The 21,417-nt window shown below is 39.9% G+C and carries 22 protein-coding genes and 2 riboswitches; of the genes, 14 read left to right on the forward strand and 8 right to left on the reverse strand.

What is annotated here, in order from left to right; genetic code table 11:
* Window positions 1–56 precede the first annotated feature (56 nt).
* The 4 genes from ribH to ribD form a co-directional block, all read right to left on the reverse strand.
* A complete protein-coding gene (ribH, locus tag HNQ80_RS14025; RefSeq protein ID WP_184311297.1) occupies window positions 57–518 on the reverse strand; it encodes a 6,7-dimethyl-8-ribityllumazine synthase in 462 nt (153 codons plus the stop codon).
* 2 nt (window positions 519–520) lie between these two features.
* A complete protein-coding gene (locus HNQ80_RS14030; RefSeq protein ID WP_184311298.1) occupies window positions 521–1,729 on the reverse strand; it encodes a bifunctional 3,4-dihydroxy-2-butanone-4-phosphate synthase/GTP cyclohydrolase II in 1,209 nt (402 codons plus the stop codon).
* A gap of 126 nt (window positions 1,730–1,855) precedes the next feature.
* A complete protein-coding gene (locus HNQ80_RS14035; protein ID WP_184311299.1) occupies window positions 1,856–2,506 on the reverse strand; it encodes a riboflavin synthase in 651 nt (216 codons plus the stop codon).
* Between the two features lie 31 nt (window positions 2,507–2,537).
* Window positions 2,538–3,632, reverse strand: a complete 1,095-nt coding sequence (ribD, locus tag HNQ80_RS14040; protein ID WP_184311300.1) for a bifunctional diaminohydroxyphosphoribosylaminopyrimidine deaminase/5-amino-6-(5-phosphoribosylamino)uracil reductase RibD — start codon at window positions 3,630–3,632, stop codon at window positions 2,538–2,540.
* 263 nt (window positions 3,633–3,895) lie between these two features.
* Window positions 3,896–4,013, reverse strand: a riboswitch (FMN riboswitch).
* A gap of 371 nt (window positions 4,014–4,384) precedes the next feature.
* On the opposite strand from ribD, the gene HNQ80_RS14045 reads away from it, so the two are divergent.
* The 5 genes from HNQ80_RS14045 to HNQ80_RS14065 all read left to right on the forward strand — a co-directional run bounded on the left by HNQ80_RS14045 (window position 4,385) and on the right by HNQ80_RS14065 (window position 9,015).
* Window positions 4,385–5,332, forward strand: a complete 948-nt coding sequence (locus tag HNQ80_RS14045; protein WP_184311301.1) for a metal ABC transporter substrate-binding protein — start codon at window positions 4,385–4,387, stop codon at window positions 5,330–5,332.
* Window positions 5,333–5,334: 2 nt separating this feature from the next.
* Window positions 5,335–6,090 carry a metal ABC transporter ATP-binding protein gene (locus tag HNQ80_RS14050; RefSeq protein ID WP_184311302.1) on the forward strand — a complete coding sequence of 252 codons (756 nt, stop codon included), beginning with the start codon at window positions 5,335–5,337 and terminating at the stop codon, window positions 6,088–6,090.
* A 16-nt stretch (window positions 6,091–6,106) separates the two neighbouring features.
* On the forward strand, window positions 6,107–6,934 hold the full coding sequence (locus HNQ80_RS14055; RefSeq protein WP_184311303.1) for a metal ABC transporter permease: 828 nt from the start codon (window positions 6,107–6,109) through the stop codon (window positions 6,932–6,934).
* A 168-nt stretch (window positions 6,935–7,102) separates the two neighbouring features.
* Window positions 7,103–8,254: a permease gene (locus HNQ80_RS14060; protein ID WP_330602881.1), complete on the forward strand. Its 1,152-nt coding sequence runs from the start codon at window positions 7,103–7,105 to the stop codon at window positions 8,252–8,254.
* Window positions 8,255–8,268: 14 nt separating this feature from the next.
* Window positions 8,269–9,015: a TIGR03943 family putative permease subunit gene (locus tag HNQ80_RS14065; RefSeq protein ID WP_184311304.1), complete on the forward strand. Its 747-nt coding sequence runs from the start codon at window positions 8,269–8,271 to the stop codon at window positions 9,013–9,015.
* A 59-nt stretch (window positions 9,016–9,074) separates the two neighbouring features.
* Here the strand turns inward: HNQ80_RS14065 and HNQ80_RS14070 are convergent, their stop codons facing one another.
* Both HNQ80_RS14070 and HNQ80_RS14075 read right to left on the reverse strand, forming a co-directional pair.
* The gene (locus HNQ80_RS14070; RefSeq protein WP_184311305.1) at window positions 9,075–10,262 is read right to left on the reverse strand and encodes a GNAT family N-acetyltransferase; all 1,188 of its coding nucleotides are present in this window, start codon (window positions 10,260–10,262) and stop codon (window positions 9,075–9,077) included.
* A gap of 10 nt (window positions 10,263–10,272) precedes the next feature.
* On the reverse strand, window positions 10,273–11,175 hold the full coding sequence (locus HNQ80_RS14075) for a DUF2156 domain-containing protein (RefSeq protein WP_184311306.1): 903 nt from the start codon (window positions 11,173–11,175) through the stop codon (window positions 10,273–10,275).
* A gap of 351 nt (window positions 11,176–11,526) precedes the next feature.
* On the opposite strand from HNQ80_RS14075, the gene HNQ80_RS14080 reads away from it, so the two are divergent.
* From HNQ80_RS14080 to HNQ80_RS14100, 5 genes are all read left to right on the forward strand, one after another.
* Window positions 11,527–12,123, forward strand: coding sequence for a DUF3793 family protein (locus HNQ80_RS14080; RefSeq protein WP_184311307.1), 597 nt, complete (start codon window positions 11,527–11,529; stop codon window positions 12,121–12,123).
* Window positions 12,124–12,351: 228 nt separating this feature from the next.
* Window positions 12,352–12,573, forward strand: a complete 222-nt coding sequence (locus HNQ80_RS14085) for a FeoA family protein (protein WP_184311308.1) — start codon at window positions 12,352–12,354, stop codon at window positions 12,571–12,573.
* Window positions 12,574–12,604: 31 nt separating this feature from the next.
* Complete coding sequence (locus tag HNQ80_RS14090; protein ID WP_184311309.1) at window positions 12,605–12,829, forward strand: FeoA family protein; 225 nt, start codon at window positions 12,605–12,607, stop codon at window positions 12,827–12,829.
* A gap of 60 nt (window positions 12,830–12,889) precedes the next feature.
* Window positions 12,890–14,905: a ferrous iron transport protein B gene (gene feoB / locus HNQ80_RS14095; RefSeq protein WP_184311310.1), complete on the forward strand. Its 2,016-nt coding sequence runs from the start codon at window positions 12,890–12,892 to the stop codon at window positions 14,903–14,905.
* Between the two features lie 18 nt (window positions 14,906–14,923).
* The gene (locus tag HNQ80_RS14100) at window positions 14,924–15,085 is read left to right on the forward strand and encodes a FeoB-associated Cys-rich membrane protein (protein ID WP_184311311.1); all 162 of its coding nucleotides are present in this window, start codon (window positions 14,924–14,926) and stop codon (window positions 15,083–15,085) included.
* Window positions 15,086–15,134: 49 nt separating this feature from the next.
* On the opposite strand, the gene HNQ80_RS14105 is transcribed toward HNQ80_RS14100, so the two are convergent.
* The gene (locus tag HNQ80_RS14105) at window positions 15,135–16,247 is read right to left on the reverse strand and encodes a GGDEF domain-containing protein (protein WP_184311312.1); all 1,113 of its coding nucleotides are present in this window, start codon (window positions 16,245–16,247) and stop codon (window positions 15,135–15,137) included.
* Between the two features lie 165 nt (window positions 16,248–16,412).
* Between HNQ80_RS14105 and HNQ80_RS14110 the strand changes: the two genes are divergently transcribed.
* Window positions 16,413–16,808, forward strand: coding sequence for a transcriptional repressor (locus HNQ80_RS14110; RefSeq protein ID WP_184311313.1), 396 nt, complete (start codon window positions 16,413–16,415; stop codon window positions 16,806–16,808).
* Between the two features lie 67 nt (window positions 16,809–16,875).
* Here HNQ80_RS14110 and HNQ80_RS14115 read toward each other — a convergent pair whose 3' ends face one another.
* Entirely contained in the window at window positions 16,876–17,304 is a 429-nt protein-coding gene (locus HNQ80_RS14115; RefSeq protein WP_184311314.1) for a flavodoxin, read from the reverse strand.
* Window positions 17,305–17,480: 176 nt separating this feature from the next.
* Between HNQ80_RS14115 and zupT the strand changes: the two genes are divergently transcribed.
* From zupT to HNQ80_RS14130, 3 genes are all read left to right on the forward strand, one after another.
* Window positions 17,481–18,296, forward strand: a complete 816-nt coding sequence (gene zupT / locus HNQ80_RS14120; RefSeq protein WP_184311315.1) for a zinc transporter ZupT — start codon at window positions 17,481–17,483, stop codon at window positions 18,294–18,296.
* 73 nt (window positions 18,297–18,369) lie between these two features.
* Window positions 18,370–18,564, forward strand: a riboswitch (cobalamin riboswitch).
* A 299-nt stretch (window positions 18,565–18,863) separates the two neighbouring features.
* Window positions 18,864–19,241: a sirohydrochlorin chelatase gene (locus tag HNQ80_RS14125; RefSeq protein ID WP_184311316.1), complete on the forward strand. Its 378-nt coding sequence runs from the start codon at window positions 18,864–18,866 to the stop codon at window positions 19,239–19,241.
* 59 nt (window positions 19,242–19,300) lie between these two features.
* Window positions 19,301–21,370, forward strand: coding sequence for a cobaltochelatase subunit CobN (locus HNQ80_RS14130; protein WP_184311317.1), 2,070 nt, complete (start codon window positions 19,301–19,303; stop codon window positions 21,368–21,370).
* Window positions 21,371–21,417: the final 47 nt, after the last annotated feature.

The raw sequence follows: 21,417 nt of genomic DNA on the forward strand, positions 1-21,417 counted from the left end.
AAATAACAAGAAATATGCAAAAGAAAAGAGAAGCGAAAATATCGCTTCCCTTGAAATTAAAATTCTTTTAATAGGTTTGCCATCTCAATGGCGGTAACTGCTGCTTCATAGCCTTTGTTCCCCGCCTTGGTGCCAGCCCGTTCAATAGCCTGTTCGATGGTGTCTGTAGTCAGTACGCCGAAAATTACAGGAACTCCTGTTTCTAAGGAAACACTGGCAACGCCTTTGGTTACCTCATTGGATACATAATCAAAATGAGGGGTAGCACCACGGATTACGGCTCCAAGGCAGATGACACCATGATACTTTTGAGATGTGGCCATTTTTTTCGCTACCAAGGGGATTTCAAAGGCTCCTGGTACCCATGCAATCTCTACATCCTTTTCCTCAACTCCATGGCGCTTCAAGGCATCCAAAGCACCACTGAGAAGCTTGCCACCTATAAACTCATTGAACCTTCCCACAATAATTCCAAACTTCAATCCTTGGGCGATTAATTTTCCTTCGTAAATTTTCATTTTTATTCCTCCTTAAATTTCAGCATATGACCTAGTTTTTCTTTTTTCGTTTGTAAGTAATAGGCATTTCTTTCATTGTGATTCATCTGAATAGGAACGCGTTCCACAACCTCTAGGCCATAACCTGTAAGTCCCGATAGTTTCTTGGGGTTATTGGTCATCAGGCGTATTTTTCGAATGCCTAGATCGAATAAAATCTGTGCGCCAATGCCATAATCCCGCATATCTTCAGGGAAACCTAAAGCAAGATTGGCTTCTACCGTATCCATGCCTTGATCCTGTAAAGCATAGGCCTTCAATTTATTGATGAGGCCGATCCCTCGTCCCTCTTGACGCATATAAAGGAGAACGCCACGACCTTCCTCATCGATGGCCTTCATGGCAGCGGCATATTGATCGCCACAATCGCAGCGTATAGAACCAAACGCATCCCCTGTGAGACATTCGGAGTGGACCCGAACAAGAACGGGACTACCATCGGAAATATCTCCCTTGACCAAAGCCAAATGGTGCTCACCATTCAACTTGTTTTGATAACCGACGATTCGAAAATCGCCATATTTGGTAGGCATATTGGCTTCCGTTACTTTCTCCACCAATAGCTCATGTTTTCGACGGTAGGCAATCAAATCTGCGATGGTGACGATTTTTAATTGATGCTCCTTGACGTACTCCATTAATTCTCCAACCCGTGCCATCGTGCCATCCTCATTCATGATTTCACAGATAACACCCGCTGGGTATAAATCTGCTAATCTGGCAAAATCAACGGCTGCCTCCGTATGACCAGAACGTTTTAGTACGCCGCCTTCCCTGGCTTCTAAAGGAAAGATGTGACCAGGACGCTTAAAGTCCTCGGGGTTTGCGTCAGGATCCAGCACCTTAAGAATTGTGGCTGATCGTTCAAAGGCAGAGATTCCCGTGGTGGTTTCCACGGCATCAATAGATACGGTAAAGGCTGTTTGATGGAGATCGGTATTCTGGGTAACCATTTGAGGAATCTTAAGTTTTCTGAGTCTTTCTCCTAGGATAGGCATGCAGATCAATCCTCGGCCGTATTTGGCCATGAAATTGATGGCTTCTGGAGTAGCTTTTTCTGCAGCCATGAGAAGATCCCCTTCATTTTCACGGTCTTCATCGTCTACGACTACTATGATCTTGCCATTTTTTATATCCTCAATGGCTTCTTCAATCGTGTTAAACTTGTACATTATATCACCTCATCATATATGTTTTATGTTGGAGGTTGTAGGTTGAATGTTAATTGATTTTATATCTTGTGGCCTTAAAACATCTAAAAAATTTCTCTTTCAACCTATCTCCTATCTCTTTATTTTTTAAGCAAATCCGTGTTCTATCAAGAAACTCAGATCCATCCCTTTTTGAACAGGGGGGGTGTTTCTAAACATAATAAATCTTTCAATATATTTTCCCACCAGATCACCTTCTAGATTGACCTCATCTCCTGGACTTTTGTTCAATAGGGTGGTTACCTCTTTGGTGTGGGGAATTACCGATACCTTGAAAATTCTTTCATCCATATAGGCGACAGTTAAGCTGATCCCATCGATGGCGACAGAACCTTTATGAATAATATACTTTAGAACTTCTGGTGGCGCAGCGATGGAGACCCATACGGCGTTGTCTTCTTTTTCAAAAGCTTTGATGATACCCACATCATCGATGTGACCGCTGACAAGATGTCCACCCAGACGATCGCTGAGCCGTAGGGCTCTCTCTAAATTTACCTTACTTCCAGGGACAAGATTTCTTAAGTTGGTTCGTCCCATAGTCTCTGCCATCACGTCGACGGCAAAGCTATGGTTGCTATAATCGGTGACTGTAAGGCAGGCACCATTGGTACAGATACTGTCTCCCAATTTTACATCTTCCAGTACCTTTTGGGCTTTGATGACGATTTTGGCAGATTTGGTGCCTTTCAATACAGATTGGACCACACCGATTTCTTCTACAATTCCAGTAAACATGCAAGGAAAACCTCCTTTCGATACATAATGGCTATCTATCTACATATCCTTCGATCAAAATATCTTCCTCGAAACGATTGATAGAGATATTCTTAAGATGTACTGCGTCCTTTACAAGGGATTTACCCTGACCTCCTACGGGTGTTTTTGCACCCGAGCCTCCGAGAATCTTTGGGGAGATGAAGGCCATGACTTTATCCACAATCCCAGCATCTAAAGCCGTATAGTTCAGGGTGCTGCCGCCCTCCAGTAGAATGCTATCGATTTTTCTTTCACCCAAGGCTTTCATTAAATCAGGTAAACTAACCTGTCCTTGTATGCTGGGGAGAAGGATGACTTCAGCGCCCAATTGTTGGAGGGCGATCAACTTCTCCTGAGGAATCTGGTCTGTTGTGGCAATCACCGTTCTGGCTTGGGAAGAAACATGGAGTACCTGGGCGTTCAAAGGAATCCTTCCACGGCTATCCACTACAATACGAACAGGATCACAGCCCTCCTTAGCATCTAAACGTGTTGTTAACATGGGATCATCGGCTAAGACGGTGCCTATACCTACCATGATACCTCTATATTGATGTCTGAGCTGATGAACGTATCCTCTAGACTTTTCATTGGTAATCCATTTGGAATCTCCCGTATAGGCGGCAATTTTTCCATCTAGGGTCATGGCTGTTTTTAAAAGGCAAAATGGAGAACCTGTGGTAATATACTTTATAAAAATTTCATTTGTTTTCTTAGCCTCATCCTCTAGAATGCCAGTAACAACCTCAATCCCATTGGTCTTTAAAATATCAATACCTTTTCCAGCCACCAGGGGATTGGGATCCATCATGGCGATCACTACTTTTTTTATTCCTTTTTCTACGATGGCATTGGCACAGGGCGGTGTTTTGCCATAATGGGAGCAAGGCTCCAGGGTCACATACATGGTGGCACCATAGACATCCTCTGCAGCATTTTCAAAAGCATTGATTTCTGCATGGGGACCTCCGTAGAGCTGATGATAACCTTCGCCGATGATACGACCCTCTTTGACAATTACGGCACCAACCAAGGGATTAGGACTGGTGTAGCCAATGCCTTCTCGAGCCAGTGCCAAAGCCCTGCTCATATATTTCACTTCCATGGAATCACCTCAATCTAAAATAAAAAATAAAATTCGCATGTTGCTATCGCAACTCCTCAGAAGGCGCCAACGAAATCTCTTCGAGGGAGGCTCTCGAGATTTCCGTTGCTTAAAAGGTCCCTATATTCTAACAGATGCTTCATAAAAGTCCCAGCAGTATATAGGATTTATATACAAAATAAATAAGCCCTGAAAATAGTATTTTCAGGGCTTGTTGATTCTATGTCACACAAAAGGAAATAAATTACACCTGTGACCTTATTATGCACCTTCTTCCATCCAGACTTTACTGTCGGTACTGGAATTACACCAGTTCTGCAACTTTCGTCGCTCGCGGACTTTACCGCCGGTCGGGAATTACACCCTGCCCTGAAGGTTCTATTTTGTTTGACACAATCTTATCATCTACCGAAAGGATATGTCAAGAATATTTTTGAAAAATTTGAGGATTAGAGTAATCGGTTTCTAGCAAGGCAATACTCCATAAAGAAAGCGTATAGCAAGCCCAAAGCAGTAGGGGCGATTCACGAATCGCCCATTGATGGCAGGTATCAGGCGCCCATACAAGATTTCCTATGAATATGTCGATAAATGAAAATAGGAATGAGTTGCATTTAAAAAAATTCTATGGTATATTTCTTGTAGATGCAAATCATTAGCATTTAGATTTTGATTCATCCAAGGACAACGAGAAGGTTGTCCTTGGAACCCCGGAAATAAAATGTTTACATAAAAAGGAGTGAAGGATAAACATGAAGGGAAAAAGATCAAGAACATGGAGTATTCTATTGATTCTTACTTTGTTGCTAATGGGGGGATGCAGCAGGCCAGCGGAAGAAGCCCAAGGAAATACGGAAGAGAAATTGTTGGTGTATGCAAGTTTTTACCCTATGTATGATTTTGCAAAAAACATAGGAAAGGATAAAATAGATCTTAAGCTTATGATCCCACCAGGTGTAGAAGCCCATGACTGGGAACCTACGGCAAAGTTGATGGGAGAAATGGAAAAGGCAGATGTTTTCATCTATAATGGCCTGGACATAGAGCCTTGGGCTGAAAAGATGACGGGGTCCATTGAAAATGATCAACTCATTACTGTAGAAGCTTCCCAGGATGTGGATTTGATAAAGGCAGAAGAACATGAAGATGAACATGAAGAGGAAGAAGAACATGGAGAATATGATCCCCATGTGTGGCTAAATCCTATGAATGCCATGAAACAGGCTGAAAATATCAAAAATGCCTTTGTGAAAGCAGATGAAGAGAACAAGGATTTCTATGAGGCAAACTTTGAGGAATTTGCAAATAAATTAAGAGCATTAGATGAGAAGTATAAGCAGGAATTAAGCAATATGAAGAGAAAAGAAATAGTGGTAGCCCATGCTGCTTTTGGTTATTTGGCAAATCGGTATGATTTAGAGCAAGTGGCTATTACTGGATTATCCCCTCAAGAAGAGCCTAGTGCTGCCAAACTGGCAGAGATTACCGAATTCGCGAAGGATCATAGCTTAAAATATATTTTCTTTGAGACATTGACGAGTCCTAAATTAGCACAAGTGCTTGCAGCTGAGGTAGGGGCTGAGACATTGGTGCTGAATCCATTGGAAGGATTGACCCAAGAGGAAATCAATGCTGGAAAGGATTATATCGCTGTTATGGAGGAAAATCTTGCAGCCTTGAAAACCGCGTTAGGAGAGTAGAAATGAACAAGGTAGTAGAAATAAAGAATGTTTTCTTTGGATACGATCAAAATTTGGTCTTGGAGAATATTAACCTGGATATTTATGAGGGCGATTACTTGGGAATTGTAGGGCCTAACGGCTCTGCCAAGAGTACCTTATTAAAGCTGATGCTGAATATTTTAAAACCGACCCAGGGCAAAATTGAAATCTTCGGACAGAACATCGAAAAATTTAGAGGGTGGGGAAAGATTGGTTATGTGGCGCAGAAGGCCAATTCCTTCAACACCAGCTTTCCAGCCACGGTAGAAGAAGTGGTTGGAGCAAACCTTTATTCCCATATTGGGTTATTTCGGCGTATGAACAAAGCCCATAGGGAGCAGATTCATGAGGCTTTGAGTGTGGTAGGTATGGAAGCCTATTGTAAAAGGTTGATTGGGAATCTATCTGGTGGACAGCAGCAGAAGGTATTTATTGCCCGGGCTTTGGTGAGCGCACCCAAGGTAATTTTTTTAGATGAGCCTACGGTAGGAATTGATTTGAAATCCCAAGGCGAGTTCTATGAATTGTTGGAGAGGCTGAACAAAGAGATGGGCATCACCATCGTCATGATTTCCCATGACATAGGGATGATTACGGAAAAGGTTAGTCGTGTGGCATGTATGGGAGACAAACGTCTCGTTACCCATCACAACTGCTGCAATATCCCCTTGAGCGAAGTTATGACACAATTTTACGGGGAGCAAATGAAGCTCCTGGTTCATCATCATCACCGTTAAGAAGGAGCCGTAGATTATGCTAGAATTTTTACAATACAGCTTTATGCAAAGAGCTTTACTGGCAGGAATAACCATTGGGATATTGTGCCCCTTGATTGGGATCTTCCTTGTACTAAGGCGAATGTCGCTCATCGGGGACAGTTTGTCCCATGTGGCTTTGGCTGGCGTAGCAGCAGGGATTCTAGGGGGAGTCTATCCTCTCTGGATGGCACTGATTTTTTCCGTAGGGGCTGCCTTGGCCATTGAACGCTTAAGAAAAAGCTATGAACAGTATGCAGAACTTGCCATCGCCATTATTCTATCTGCGGGGATCGGTACAGCAGTTGTCTTGATCAGCTTGGCAAAGGGATTTAATGTAGATTTGTTTGGCTATCTCTTTGGGAGCATTACAACGGTATTGAAAGAAGATCTCTGGCTAATTGGTGGGCTAGGAGTTTTTATCATATTGGCTATTCGGCTGCTCTACAAGGAGTTGTTCTATATTGCCTTTGATGAGGAAGGTGCAAGGTTGGCTGGAATCCCAGTAAAGTGGATCAATCTTTTCTTTATTTTAATGATCGCCATCACGATCACTGTATCTATGCGAATTGTAGGCGTTCTTTTGGTATCATCCCTCATGGTAATTCCCGTGGCTACGAGCCTGCAAATTGCAAAGAGCTTCAAGCATGCCACAGTTTTAGCCGTTATATTTGCCCAGCTGGCAGTCATTTCTGGGATTATCATTTCCTATTATTTCGAATTGGCTTCAGGCGGCACCATTGTGCTGCTGTCTGTTCTTATATTGATGATGGTCATTAGTGGAAAGAATATTGTCAAGAGAATGAAAGGTACAACTGTTTCTTAAGAATAGAAAAATGCAGGGGCTCCCGCTTTTGAGGAGCCCTTTCTTTACATTGAAACAAAGAAAACATGGTGAGGAATGTTTGACCAAAGATGACAATTGTTTTGAATATTTGGAAGATAAAGTACAATGAAATGAATGCTTTCTAAGGTGAAAGGGGGAAAGATATAGGTGTTGGGGTCAGAAAAAAGGACAAGGGATCTTTTTACACAGCTTAGCATGCTCGTGTTCTTAGGTCTCATTTTATTTGTAGGAGTATATGTAATTTGGGAAGGCGATTTACTGTCTGCTTCTTCATCGGCGTTAGAGGGGTTCACAACCGTTTTTCTCAGCATTATTCTGGAAGCGATTCCCTTTGTGATGATCGGTGCTTTTGTATCATCGATGATTCAGATGTTTGTTTCAGAGCAGACCATTGCCAAAGTTATTCCCAAAAACCGATTTTTGGGGCTGTTGGCAGCATCTCTGATGGGATTTATTTTTCCTGTTTGTGAGTGTGCCATTGTGCCGATCATGAGAAGACTGATGAACAAGGGCGTGCCATTACATATTGCTGTTACGTTCATGCTGGCAGTGCCTATCGTGAATCCGGTGGTATTGACATCCACGTATTATGCATTCTCTGGACAAACCTCCATGGTGCTACTGAGGGGTGGATTGGGAATATTCGGGGCCGTTTTGATTGGGCATATCATAGGACTTTTAGAGGGAAAAAAGAATCCTTTAAAAAATCATGGGATATCCGAGGGATCAGGATGCGGTTGTGGACATCATCACCATGAGGAATTTGAAAATGGATTGGAAATTGAGGAAGAACATCATAGCCACCACCATGGAGCGCATCATCATGATCATCACCATCCTTGTGGATGTGAGCATCATCATGGGCATCCTGCTGTCCATCAGAAGCAGGGATTATGGAGAACACTGATGGATGTCATGGAGCATATGAGCTTGGAACTATATGATGTAGGAAAGTTCTTGATTCTGGGGGCATTCCTTTCCGCATTGATGCAGACCTTTGTATCTAGAAGCTACATTCTATCCATTGGTCAGGGTAGTGTCACTTCTGTATTGGTTATGATGCTGATGGCCTTTGTATTGTCTTTGTGTTCTGAAGCCGATGCGTTTATTGCCAGAACCTTCCTAGGACAGTTTACAACGGGCTCCATCGTAGGCTTTCTGATATTTGGACCGATGATTGATATCAAGAATACTTTAATGCTCAGTGGTGCTTTTAAAGGAAAATTTGTTGTTAAGCTTATTGTTGTAATCTCTATGGTGTGCTTCATGTTGGCCATGCTAGTCAATATCATTGGATGATTGGGGGGGTAAAGATGAGACGGTTCAATGTGAATGAAAGCATATGGTTTGCCATTTTATTAGGATTTACCTATTACGTATATCATTTAATCTCTACGGATAAGATTTTGGTTTTTATCCATCCCAAGATGTTGAAATATGTCTATTTCTCGTTTGCTGTTTTCATGATATTGAGTGGGGTACAATTGAAACGAATATTTAGCAGACATAACAGAGAATCAATAAAAATTGGATACATTTTATTTCTGATTCCATTGATCCTTGGCTTTGCAGTAGATCCTACTGGATTAAGCGCCAGTGTGGCTGCCAAAAAAGGTGTGACCGTCAGCGGCAATAAAGGGTCGATTACCATTGAAGGATCAGAGGAAGAGGCCTTTTTACAGGATGGAACGATCCTATTTAATGATGAGGATTTTTTATATACTATGGATGAGATCTATAATAATATGGAGAAATATAAGGGAAATAAGGTAGTTATTACGGGCTTTGTATTTCGGGAAGAAAATTTTCAAGAGAATGAGTTTGTAGTAGCGAGACTTCTGATGAATTGTTGTGCAGCAGACTCTCAAGTGATCGGTCTGTTTAGCCGAGGTGAAGCTGGAAAGATCGTAGAGGAAGATGAATGGGTAAGGGTGATGGGAACTTTGGATGTTACAGCGTACCATGATGCAATATCTGGTGAAGATACCCAGATGCCTGTTATTCAAGTGGAAGAGATTGAAAAAATAGAAAAACCTGCAACCCAGTATGTATATCCATAATGGTAACACCCTATATGCTAGCATATAGGGTGTTACTCATCTATAGGAGACTCTTTTTGTTAAAAATATTCATTGATGAAATTATTTTTTTGTTGAAAAATCCTTTTCAAATCATCGGAAAGGAGCGGGTTATGTAATAGGGCTTCTTCCATAAAGAGAGCTTGTTCCAGGCTGATAGCGCCAAAGAATAATCGAGAAAAGACATTGATACTGCAGGATAAATCCGGCTCCATATCCTCTGTCTCCTGAACACATGGAATGCCGTCTTGAATCATTACGGAAAAAATACCATGATTCCAAGGACCATAGATGTCTGAAATCTGTAAGGTAAATGATAAAAGCGTATCCTTAGGATAACGGCAGTTTTCCAGCGCACTTTTCACATTTACCACTCTTCCCGCCATAAAGGGAAGAATACGTATGGTATTGGTAGGGGTTGGTTTGATGGTATCCCGAAGGAAGAGAAAATCCAAATCTCCAACAGGAGCAGGCCATGCGGCCTTTGTGGTTTGAGATTTATGGCGATAGACGAAGTGGATTAGAGACTTCTTTGCCCAATGGCTGCAATAGGCCAATTCTCTGATATTTAGGGTACCGTCCTTTAGAAAATAAAGAATATACCCCGCAGGCGTGCCTGTCTCATCCATGAGGATATAACCATAACCCCCATCATGGTGTAAATCCTGGATAAGAATAGCCCAGTCCTTAGGTGTGCGTTGAACATAGCCCTGGTAATCTTTTAAGTATGATTCATAAATGCCTTGGAGGGCATTCACATCGTCTTTTCCGTGGACTGGAGTGAAATTTCCTTGGGTAGCGCCAAAATTCTTCAACATATCCATAGGAATTTCATAGCGCAGCTGCGAATAACATAATTCCCAGCCATAGGTGCTGTAAAAGCTTGTATCAAAGGGCATAAGAATAGAGACCCCATGATTTTTTCGATTCATTTCTCCAATAGCCGCTGCCATTAATTCTTTGGTCAAACCTCTATGACGATAGGCGGGGGCGGTAATGACACCTACCACATAGGAAGTATCAAAGCTGTTGCCATTTAGCCATAAACGATAAGGGTTTAGCTGTAGGCTAGCGGCCAAATCATCTTCCATAAAAATACCCAATAGATTTTCAGGAGCTACTACATTCTCAAAATACCAGCTGCAAAAAGGCTCTTGACTCTCAAAAGCATAGCGCCATAGGGATTTTGCCGCCTCCATATCCTTTTTTTCCAAACGTCTAATGATCATGTTCACCCTCCTAAATAAGGAAAGCATCGTATTTTTCCAGCATTTTTACGGGATTGTAAGATTCCTTAGCCTTTCGTAAATAGTCAAAGCCCATGTCCTCTTCTCGATTGACATAGATAACGTCCTCACAATGGTGAATGCAAAACTGTTGATTGATTGCTTGATATAACCCTCGGATGTCTGCATTTGCCTTTTCAATATGCACCAGCATGGTATCCTCTGTTAATTTCTCACCAAATGTAAAAGCTTCCACCTGATTATCCACCCAGATGGCACCACCGGCGATATGCAGTTGATCCATATGCTGAAGTGCTTCCTCAATAGCTAATGCTTCGTTTTGAAGCAAATCCAATTCTAAGTCCGTATAATTGCCTACCTTCAATCGTTGCGCCAAGGATAGACAATCATCTATAAGATCCTTGGTAAGGGGTACATATTCAAACTCCATATGTTTACGGAAAAAATTCAAATGATTTTTCTTGCTGTGAAGCTTTCTGCCTTTAAGTTCCATCAGATCTTGGGCCAGATAAATATAATCATCATTGTCGCGATCTCGCTGGAATCGAAGCTGTTGGGGCGCAGTATTTTGGAAAAGCTCTACAGCTGAGGCAGGAAGGAACTTTATCATCGCCGGGCTTTTTATGTGATCAAATTTTCCCTTTAGTATTTCTAGGCAGGCAGGTAAATTTGCCAAGTCTTCTGCATTCTTAAAAAGGGGTGGAAATAAGAAAGGTTTATCATAATATATGCCTGAAATCCACAATAGTCCATGGATGACTTCATATTTTAAATGATAGAGATGGCGCCACATAAAAAGATTTGTAAAATTCAGATCAGAAACCTCATAGGAACTTGATCTTAAATAGGTATCAAGAAAAGCTTTGTCCGTTATTGAAATAGAATGAGTCAGCATAAAATTCTCCTTACAATGTATTCATAGTCTTATATGAATAGTTTATACCCAATATTCCATCGTTTAAAATGCTAATTATTGGCTTCCTAAATAGTCTATCATGAAAACAATCAATGGTGAATAAGGCGAGTGAAAAATTATTTCTGGCCACGAAAGGAAATGAAAGGATGGAATGTGATGAGGACATGGATGTAGCTGGGAAAGTAAGATAGAAAAAAGTATTGTTTGCAAAAAAATAGTAAAATATAGCAGGCCTTTGAAAAATATGATATAATTAATTGAGATAGATTATCATTATCAACGAATTGATCATAGAAAATATCCGTAGGAATAGAAGAGGAGGCAAATTGGATGGATCAAAAATACAAAGGTTGCTATTGTTTTAATAATAATCCTGATGATTTTATGAAATGGCTGGTGCAACTCCTAGGGCCAGTTTTGTTAGGTGCCAAACCTGCAGAAATACTTAGCTTTCCTAAAAATAATCAAGATGGTATCAATAAAATGGAAATCATTAAGCAGGTGTTCCGCTGCTGCAGCAAAGTAGATTATAAAGAGATAAGAATCTCCAATCACTGTACCAAATTATTTTTTTATCATAAAGTTTCTTTAGCGCAAGCCCTGGGGGATTCGAGAAACTTAAAGTTCTTGAAACAACTGGGATATTCCAACAACAATGATATGGAAGGCTATTTAAATTTATTATTAGCTAAAATGTCAACGGGAGAAATTCCTGATGAGATCGGGATTTTTCTAGGATATCCTTTAAAGGATGTTATGGGTTTTATTGGACACACTTCGCTGAAGCTAACTAAAATAAATGGGTGGAGAGTCTATGGGGATCCAAGGATTTCAGACGAAAAATACAATTCATTTACGAAGGCGAAAGATCATATGAAAGAAATGTTGGAGCATTATACACCTATCCATATCGTGCAATCTGCATAGTAGATTGTAGGATATGGATATTGAATGAAGAAAGTGAAGCTGCATGTAGGACGATTCACAAATCGCCTGATATCTATCAAGGAAAAGATTTACAATAGAATGTTGACAATATTTCTCATTTGTAATAAAATGTACGATGAAAATGATTATCATAATTGATAGAGTGTTTGCATATACATTAATGTTCATCATTCGAAATGTTTTATTGTATCAAAAGGAGGGATTGTCATGCCGTTAGCTATGGCTAAGATTGGAGATGAAGTGGTACTGCGACAAATTCAATGGGGACCCAAAATGAAAAAAAAGCTGGAGGATATGGGCTTAACCCCAGGAGTAAAGATCAATATCATATCCAATGATTTAAACGGAGCCTTCATTATCAACGTAAGGGGCTCAAGACTTGTTTTAGGGGGAGCGGTGACTCAGCAAATATTTGTTGAGGCTGCCTAAGAGCAACGAAAAGAAAGAAGGAGTGAAGCGCATGGAGAAAACATTGAAGGATCTTAAACCAGGAGAAAGTGGGATCATCTCTATGATTAAGGGAAAAGGCCCCGGAAAAAGAAGGCTCATGGATATGGGCGTTATCAAAGGCACAGCTATTTTGGTAGAGAAAGTTGCACCTTTGGGAGATCCTATCGAAGTAAAAGTAAAAGGTTATAACCTAAGCTTTCGTAGAGAAGATGCAGAAAATATCGTCATAGAATAATTTTTTTATTTATAAAATGAGAATGAATTTTAGTATCAATATTTTGAGGGGGGAACATAAGTGAACAAATCGATAACCATTGCGTTGGCTGGAAATCCCAACTGTGGAAAAACTACATTGTTCAATGCTTTGACAGGGGCAAGACAGTATGTGGGAAACTGGCCGGGGGTTACAGTTGAGAAGAAAGAGGGAAGATTAAAGAACAAAGATCATGATGTATTAGTAGTAGATTTACCCGGTACATACAGTTTATCACCCTACTCTATGGATGAGATGATTGCAAGAAATTATATCGTAGAGGATGCACCAGATGTAGTTGTGAATATTGTAGATGCATCGAATATTGAGCGAAATCTCTACTTATCCACCCAAATCATGGAATTGGGAAGACCTGTGGTGATTGCCTTAAATATGATGGATGTAGCGGAAAGTAGAGGCTACAAAATCGATGTAGAAAAACTATCCGTAGAATTAGGCGTGCCCGTCGTGCCCATCGTGGCAAGTAAGCAAAAGGGAATTGACGGATTAATGGATGCTGTCATCAAGGTCGCGAAAAAGGAAATGACCTATAGTCCGAAGTATCCTAACTATGGAAAGCAATTGGAGAAAAGAATCGAAGAGTTAATGATTACTTTAGGACAAAATCCTAATCTATCCAAATATCATCCAAGATGGTTGGCCATTAAAGTTCTGGAGGAAGATGAGACAATTTTGTCTTTGATGAACATCCACGTGAAAGATGTGGCGGCTACGGCAGAAGACTTTAGTATAGAGGATGATATAGAGTCTGTTATTGCCGATAAAAGATATCAGTTCATTACAGAAATTATTGGGAAAACAGTGAAAAAGCCTAAGGAGAATGTCCTTACTACTACGGATAAAGTAGATAAGATTCTTACGAACAAATGGCTGGGTCTACCTATTTTCGCCTTAATTATGTATGGTGTATTCTTCTTTACCTTTGATTTGGTAGGAAATAAACTGTTGGATGTGATTGATGTATTCTTTGCTGAGACTTTGACTGAATGGACTTCTACAGGTTTAGCGTCCATGGGTGTTTCAGAGTGGCTCCAATCTCTAGTGGTTGATGGGATTATCGGTGGTGTTGGGGGTATTATAGTATTCTTGCCAAACATTGCCTGCTTATTCTTGGCCATATCTATTCTGGAGGATAGTGGGTATATGGCAAGAGTTGCCTTTATCATGGATAGAGCCATGAGAAACATCGGCTTGAGTGGTAAAGCATTCATCCCAATGATTTTGGGTTTTGGTTGTAATGTGCCGGCCATCATGGGTACAAGGACTTTAGAAGACGAAAAGGATAGATTAACGGCAATTCTGATCAATCCATTTATGTCTTGCTCTGCAAGACTCCCCGTATATACATTGTTTGCAGGGGCATTTTTCCCGCATAATGAAAAAACTGTGGTTTTCTCATTATATGTTTTGGGGGTTGCTATGGCGATTACCATTGGTCTTATATTTAAAAGTACTTTATTCAAAGGAGATGCTACGCCATTTGTCATGGAGCTCCCTCCTTATAGAATTCCAACGATAAAGGGTTTAGGAATTCATGTATGGGACAGGGTGAAAGGCTTCTTGGTTAAGGCAGGTACGCTAATCTTTGGTGTTTCCATCGTATTGTGGTTTATTTTAGGTTTTAACTTTGCAGGGCCTGCAGAATTAACAGAAAGTATTGGTGCAACAATTGGTAAAGCATTTGCTCCAATCTTTGCGCCTTTGGGCTTTGGTAATTGGCAGGCATCCCTATCCTTGATTACTGGTATCTTGGCCAAGGAAGTAGTTGTAAGTAATATGGCTATTATCTATGGGTTGGCAGAAGATCCTTCAGCGGGAGAATTTGCCCAGGCGCTGGGTGCTAGCTTTACTCAGTTGACAGCTTACGCGTTCATGGTGTTTGTATTACTGTATACACCTTGTGTAACAGCCATTGCGGTTATTAAAAGGGAAACAAATTCTTGGAAATGGACAGGGTTCTCAGTAGGATATCAATTTGCAGTGGCTTGGTTTATGGCAATGCTTGTATTTCAAGTTGGAAGACTGCTAGGTTTTTAATTCTAAGGAGATGATAAAATGAGCTCAGGAAATATCATTACGATGCTATTGGCTTCTGCCATCATTGGCTATGGCGCCTATATGTTGGTGAAAAGTTTAAAGAAACAGGCGAAGGGTGACTGCGTTGGTTGCAGCCATCAGGGAGATGCCGGCTGTGGATGCGAATCCAAAGGAAGATAACTAATAAAAGAATAGCAGAAAGGATACTGCATATGCAGTATCCTTTCTGCTATTCATTGATAAAGATTAAAGTTTGGTAAGATGCTCTGATTTGGTTTTTACCATGGGATTTCGCTTCATATAACAGTTGATCAACAAATTCCAATAATTTATGTTGTTTGCAGTGCTGATTACATAAAATACCGCCTGCCATACCACCACTAATCGTCACGTGAATGGTATGTTCATCTGTTATGACGGGGTGACTTTCAATGGCTTCTCTGATGCGCTCGCAAATCTTTTCAGCTTCTTCTGGACTTGTATTGGGAAAGATTAGGGCAAATTCTTCACCACCATATCTGGCAGCAATATCTGTTTTTCGGATGGTTTCTAAAATGAGGAAAGATACTTCCTTCAGAACCATATCACCCGATAGATGGCCATAGGTATCATTTATTTTTTTAAAATCATCGATATCAAACAGGGCTAAACTGAAGGGTACATTGCTGATGGTAGCATGTTGAATAATCTCATTAAAGTGACAGTAAAAGCTTTTATGATTATACATACTGGTAAGATAATCTTTGTTAGCTATCTCACTTAGTTGTTCGTTTTTTCTTTTTAGTTCCTCGTACATGTGAGTACTGTAGGCTTCTAATCGATGAAGTTCATTCATGACAGAAGAAATGATATAGCCTAATAGATAAAATAAACCAATATGAATAGCTACTGGTGCCGATATCAGTGATTTTGGATTCTCCATGACCACTAGAAATATGTAGAATATAGCGGCAGAGGTACTGCTAATCATCGAATGTCGAGCGTGAAAAATAATGGTTTGAATGGTGATGTACAGATAGAATAAATGAGATAAAACGTAATAGGAGTCTTTTGTGATATATAGAAAAAAGGTAAGAAAAATCCCATCTGTGAACATGATCCAAAGACTTGGATGGAGTATTTGGGGCAATTCAAGAAAATAATTTTTATAGATAAAATGTATGAATTTCCCAAGCACATATAGACCATAGATCCACAAGAAGACATTGGTATATGGAGATGGGTTGACCGAGAAAGTAGTAAAAGATTTAAAAAAAATCAGCATAGCAATGATGCTTAAAACCTGTACACCCAGATAGAGCTCATAAATCATCTTATCACGAAAGTTGTTGATTTGATGCATAAAAAAACCTCCGAGTTGAATAATGATAATAATTATTATAAAGCATATAAACATAATTGACAATGAATATCAATAACGATTAAAATAAATCTATATCATGCAGCATCAAAGAAAATAATGGATCTGTCCCCCTTTAAATACGAGAAATAGATGGAGGATGATATATTGAAGAAGCCTAACAAGGTCGAATCCTTATCAAAGCATGAGGCATTGATATATGCCATATTTAGAAATAATCCTTATAAAGGGCTTAGTGTACAGGATATATGGACAATTCTGGAGCGCGATTTTCAAACCTTAAGCATTAGAACAATATATAGAATGGTCGAAAACCTGCAAAAGAAGAAAGTTGTCTTTTGCATGGACATTCGAGAAGGAATCAGATTGTTCTCTCTAACAAACAAGTATCATGTGCAACTTTGCTGCAGCAAATGTGGCTGGATAGAAGATATCGATTTACAACAAAGCAAAGTGTTTTATCAATTATATGATACGATTGGCGATCCTTCCATGATCGGGGGACGGATGATACTTTCTGGTGTATGCAAACAATGTACATAAAAGGAAGAAATAACACCATAGACAAAGGGAACCCATGATGGGTCCCTTTGTTTAGTTTTATGTATACTTATTTTGTTAGGCTCATACCAAGGTTTTTGCATTCCTGCAGTCCATCTTCATCTGGCGTAAGACGAAGAATGAGGCCATCAGCGATGATGTTAGCGCCATACCCCTTCATGCGGTCTACCCAATCTCTCATCCATTCCCCGTCACCCCAATCATAGGAGCCAAAAAGGGCCACTGTTTTCCCTGAGAAATCTACATCCTTTAAGGAAGCAACAAAAGGTTCCATAAAATCATCTTCTAGTACCTCGGCACCCATAGAAGGGCAACCTAGGGCCACTGCATCGGCTCCAATGATGTCATTGGTGGAGGCATCTTCTACTCTCAATAATTTTACTGCATCACTGCCTGAACTTGCACCTTCCTTAATTGCTTGGGCCATGATTTCTGTATTACCAGTACCGCTCCAATAGATAATAGAAACTTTTTTCATAAATATCCCCCTCATATGATATAATGTTATTAATAATGAAATTCATTATCAATAACATTATATCATATGAAATAGCCTTGTAAATAAGAATGTAGAAAATACATAAAGTTTTTGTTAAGGACAGTTGTTTTTGGATAATAATAATTTATGAGACTTATTCGAGGGGGAATTTAAAGATGGAAAATCTATTACTGGCTTTTGGATTAACGATGTTCGCCGGCCTATCTACGGGAATCGGAAGTGCTTTAGCCTTTTTTACAAAGCAGACCAATAAGAAATTTCTTTCTATTACCTTAGGGTTTTCAGCGGGGGTTATGATTTATGTTTCAATGATTGAAATATTTACCAAAGCACAAGGCGCTTTGGTTGGAGAATTGGGAGAAAAACTGGGCTCTTGGATTACGGTCATATCATTCTTCGGAGGAATGTTCATGATTGCTTTGATCGACAAACTTATTCCTTCCTTTGAGAATCCCCATGAAGTTCATACGGTTGAAAGAGTAAGGGAGATGAAAGAAGCAAAACCGGAGAAGCAAGATAAAGGTTTGCTTAGAATGGGGATCTTTACTGCCTTGGCAGTAGGGATTCATAACTTTCCAGAAGGATTCGCCACCTTAATCTCTGCCCTCAAGGATCCTGCATTAGGAATTAGCATTGCAATTGCTATAGCGATCCACAATATTCCAGAGGGAATTGCGGTATCCATTCCTGTTTACTATGCAACAGGAAGCAGGAAAAAGGCTTTTCAGTATTCTTTCCTATCTGGATTGGCGGAGCCTGTGGGCGCTATCGTTGGTTATCTCCTACTGGCGCCTATCATGACAGATATGGTGTTCGGCATTGTTTTTGCAGCTGTGGGAGGGATTATGGTATTTATTTCCCTAGACCAGCTTTTGCCTACAGCAAGGGAATATGGGGAACATCATTTATCGATATACGGATTGGTATTAGGGATGATTGTCATGGCTGTAAGCCTGTTATTATTTATTTAATTTCTTAAATAAATGAATATTGTATGGAGCATATATATTTAGTATAATAATATGTGTTTATTGTTTTCTATAATTGAATAGGATACATCATGGTGCTATTGATATGAAAAATAGCTTAAAAGGGAAGTACGGTGAAAAACCGACGCGGTCCCGCCACTGTAAAGCAGAGTAAAACTATAAAAATACCACTGTCTTTATCGAAAGATGGGAAGGGAGTAGTTTTACAATGATGCTGAGCCAGGAGACCTGCCATGATGATGCGCCGATAAAACTTACGAGGATAAGGAGGTGTGGATGCCAAGGGAGAACATATGCTTTGATGTTTCCCTTCAGCTTCTCATCATGTATCAAATACCCTTTTTCTCAGAAGAAGGGTATTTTTATATATCTAAGAAATTATGGTTTTTGATTTCTTAGATATGGGGTGTGCAGAGGGGATTTCCCCTTTGCCGTTTTCAGGAAGGTGCTCAGCCTGCTTTGCAGGCGTCGAAGGAAACCTAGGGTTTCCTAGCGAAAACAAATTGCCGATAGGCAACTTTGTTCTTTAAACGGAAAGGACGGGTGTTTATGAAAAGAGCATTGTTCATACTTGGCCATGGCAGCCAAGCAGAAGAGGCAGCAGAAATATTTTCTAATATTGTAGAAATGGTGATGAATATTACTTCTTTTGAGACGATTGGTATGGGATCTTTACAGCTTTCTAAACCGAGTTTTGAAGAGGGGATTGAAGATTTAATCATGCAAGACGTTGAGGAAATTATAATCGTTCCCCTTTTTATTTTTAAGGGAAATCATGTTCAATATGACATTCCAGAGGCGCTGGAAAGCCTAAAGAAAAAATATCCTACCGTAAATTTCATTATGGCGAAGCATATCGGTGCAGACCATAAAATTGCTGCGATCATTGAAGAAAGAGCGCTGGCCGCTATGAAGGTATCCTATTAACAGGGAAAAGAAATACATAGAATATAATGGTTATCGTAAGAAATGGAGGGGATCAGTACATGGGATCTTTTCAACTGATCGAATATTCTTCACGGGATGGAAAGGGCTATCGTAGAATAAAAGGTAAAGAGACATTGGAAGAGAAATATGAGGAATTTCTAATCATGATGTTAAATGATATAATACCTCCTTTAAATTTCATAGAAAGTTATGATCGATTAAATTCCATAGAGAGAAAAATCAATCAATATCATGAAGGGCGCATTCATAATCTAGAAGAATATCGAAAATATCAGATGGAGATATGGGAAGTCGTAAAAAGAGAAAACTTACATCGAGACATTGATTTTACCCATAAGATGATGAATGCAAACTTCGATAAGTTTTTGGAAGTACTTTATGGTTATTTGAACGAAATCAAGCACACAACTATCAAGGCAGGGCCCGGCGTATTATTGAAACAACTGGATGAAGAAGATCTGATCAATATGATATTACATCTTGTTCGTCTGCCAATAGGGGATATTCCAGGTTTATATGATACCATTGCAGAAATGAGGGGCTACAATTATCACCAATTGGTCAGAAACAGAGGGAGATTTTGCCCTACAGAGGGAAAAACTTATGGCCAGATATTAGATAAAATAAATTATTTGGGAAAAGAGCTAATAACGGTATTTGCCAATGAAAAGTTTGATAAGGGTAAAGGCTACTTGATTTGCAAGGCGTTTTTTGGAAGAGAAATTCATAGGATTATAAAGGTGATGGACTATATAGCAGATCAATTGGTTCCATATTTAAGAAAAGCCTATTTGGATGGGTATAAGATGTTAAATGATTTAGAAAAGGGTGTTGTGTCACCAAAGACTTTTGAGGAATGTTTAAGGAGAAACACAAAGTCATGGTCTTTCCATGAAGGTTTTAATGGATCAGGCCCTTCTATGATTCTTACAAAGAATGGGTGGGAAGTGGGAAAGAGATTGGGAGAGACATTACTGAATACATTTCTCCAAGAAGAAGATCGATATCCGAATGCCATTGCCATTATTCTATTGGGGATGTCTAGCTTTTGCAGACAAGGGGAAGACATCGCTCAAGTTTTATATTTACTGGGGGTAAAGCCAGTATGGGATAGCAACACAGGACAAATATATGGACTGGAAGTCATACCCTTAGAAGCATTAGGAAGACCTAGAATAGATGTGATAATGGAAATTAGTCCGTGTTTTCGAGAGAGCTTTCCAGAGGCAATGGGTTTATTAGATTTGGCTGTAGAAATGGTGGCAGCGTTGGATGAAACAGAAGAAGAGAACTATATTCGAAAACATTTGGGGCAAGATATTCATAGCTTTTTAGAAAAGGGTGAAACTTTTGATTTGGCCAGGACGTATTCTTTGTACCGTATCTTCGGCTGTAGAACTGTTGCCGATGAAATGGCAATAGGGCGCGTCATGGAGACGGGACAGTGGACCAGATGTAAGGAACTAGGAGACAACTATCTGGAGTGGAGCGGTTACGCCTACAGTAGAAATAAGAAGGGCGTGCATGCAAGAAAGCTGCTTCATAGGAGGCTAAAACAAGTTGATATTGTTGTGCAAAATACTTCGTGCAGAGAACGGGATATTTTGGATAGGGAAAGATTTTACCAGCATCATGGGGGAATAGGAAACGCAGTTAAGAGCATTAGCGGAAAGGCTCCTAAAATGTACTGCGGAGATAGCAGCAATCCATTCTATGTAAGGATACGAAGCATAGAGAAACAATTAAAATTCATTTTTCGCTGCAGGGTATTAAATCCCCATTGGATAGAGTCTATAAAAAAGTATGAATACCAGGGTGCACTCTATTTTTCAAAAATAATAGATTATGTTTTTTGTTGGGATGCGCTAACCAATTGTATAGATGATTGGATGTACGAAGAACTGGCCCACCACTATATTCAAGATGAAAAAATGTGGGAATGGCTACGGAAATATGAATCTCAAGGGTTATTTCCCATAGTCAAAAAATTGCTGGAGGCAGTCAAACGAAAAATGTGGTGTCCAGAGCCTAAGACGCTGCAGGTTTTGATGGAGATTGGGAGCGGACAGATAAATAGAAAAGAAGCCTGTAAGAATGATGTAGAATAAAAATTTTATTGAAAATATTAATTTTGTAGATGCAAGATCAATAAAAA

The organism is Anaerosolibacter carboniphilus (genome assembly GCF_014205875.1).
Classification (GTDB): domain Bacteria; phylum Bacillota; class Clostridia; order Peptostreptococcales; family Thermotaleaceae; genus Anaerosolibacter; species Anaerosolibacter carboniphilus.

Bases quoted from the DNA above. Each gene is read 5' to 3' on its own strand.
- HNQ80_RS14125 (WP_184311316.1), top strand. From the start codon at position 18,864: ATGAAAAGAGCATTGTTCATACTTGGCCATGGCAGCCAAGCAGAAGAG.
- HNQ80_RS14065 (WP_184311304.1), top strand. From the start codon at position 8,269: ATGAGACGGTTCAATGTGAATGAAAGCATATGGTTTGCCATTTTATTA.
- HNQ80_RS14080 (WP_184311307.1), top strand. From the start codon at position 11,527: ATGGATCAAAAATACAAAGGTTGCTATTGTTTTAATAATAATCCTGAT.
- HNQ80_RS14070 (WP_184311305.1), bottom strand. From the start codon at position 10,262: ATGATCATTAGACGTTTGGAAAAAAAGGATATGGAGGCGGCAAAATCC.
- HNQ80_RS14035 (WP_184311299.1), bottom strand. From the start codon at position 2,506: ATGTTTACTGGAATTGTAGAAGAAATCGGTGTGGTCCAATCTGTATTG.
- HNQ80_RS14100 (WP_184311311.1), top strand. From the start codon at position 14,924: ATGAGCTCAGGAAATATCATTACGATGCTATTGGCTTCTGCCATCATT.
- zupT (WP_184311315.1), top strand. From the start codon at position 17,481: ATGGAAAATCTATTACTGGCTTTTGGATTAACGATGTTCGCCGGCCTA.
- ribH (WP_184311297.1), bottom strand. From the start codon at position 518: ATGAAAATTTACGAAGGAAAATTAATCGCCCAAGGATTGAAGTTTGGA.
- HNQ80_RS14055 (WP_184311303.1), top strand. From the start codon at position 6,107: ATGCTAGAATTTTTACAATACAGCTTTATGCAAAGAGCTTTACTGGCA.
- ribD (WP_184311300.1), bottom strand. From the start codon at position 3,632: ATGGAAGTGAAATATATGAGCAGGGCTTTGGCACTGGCTCGAGAAGGC.
- HNQ80_RS14030 (WP_184311298.1), bottom strand. From the start codon at position 1,729: ATGTACAAGTTTAACACGATTGAAGAAGCCATTGAGGATATAAAAAAT.
- HNQ80_RS14115 (WP_184311314.1), bottom strand. From the start codon at position 17,304: ATGAAAAAAGTTTCTATTATCTATTGGAGCGGTACTGGTAATACAGAA.
- HNQ80_RS14045 (WP_184311301.1), top strand. From the start codon at position 4,385: ATGAAGGGAAAAAGATCAAGAACATGGAGTATTCTATTGATTCTTACT.
- HNQ80_RS14090 (WP_184311309.1), top strand. From the start codon at position 12,605: ATGGAGAAAACATTGAAGGATCTTAAACCAGGAGAAAGTGGGATCATC.
- HNQ80_RS14050 (WP_184311302.1), top strand. From the start codon at position 5,335: ATGAACAAGGTAGTAGAAATAAAGAATGTTTTCTTTGGATACGATCAA.
- HNQ80_RS14130 (WP_184311317.1), top strand. From the start codon at position 19,301: ATGGGATCTTTTCAACTGATCGAATATTCTTCACGGGATGGAAAGGGC.
- HNQ80_RS14075 (WP_184311306.1), bottom strand. From the start codon at position 11,175: ATGCTGACTCATTCTATTTCAATAACGGACAAAGCTTTTCTTGATACC.
- HNQ80_RS14085 (WP_184311308.1), top strand. From the start codon at position 12,352: ATGCCGTTAGCTATGGCTAAGATTGGAGATGAAGTGGTACTGCGACAA.
- HNQ80_RS14105 (WP_184311312.1), bottom strand. From the start codon at position 16,247: ATGCATCAAATCAACAACTTTCGTGATAAGATGATTTATGAGCTCTAT.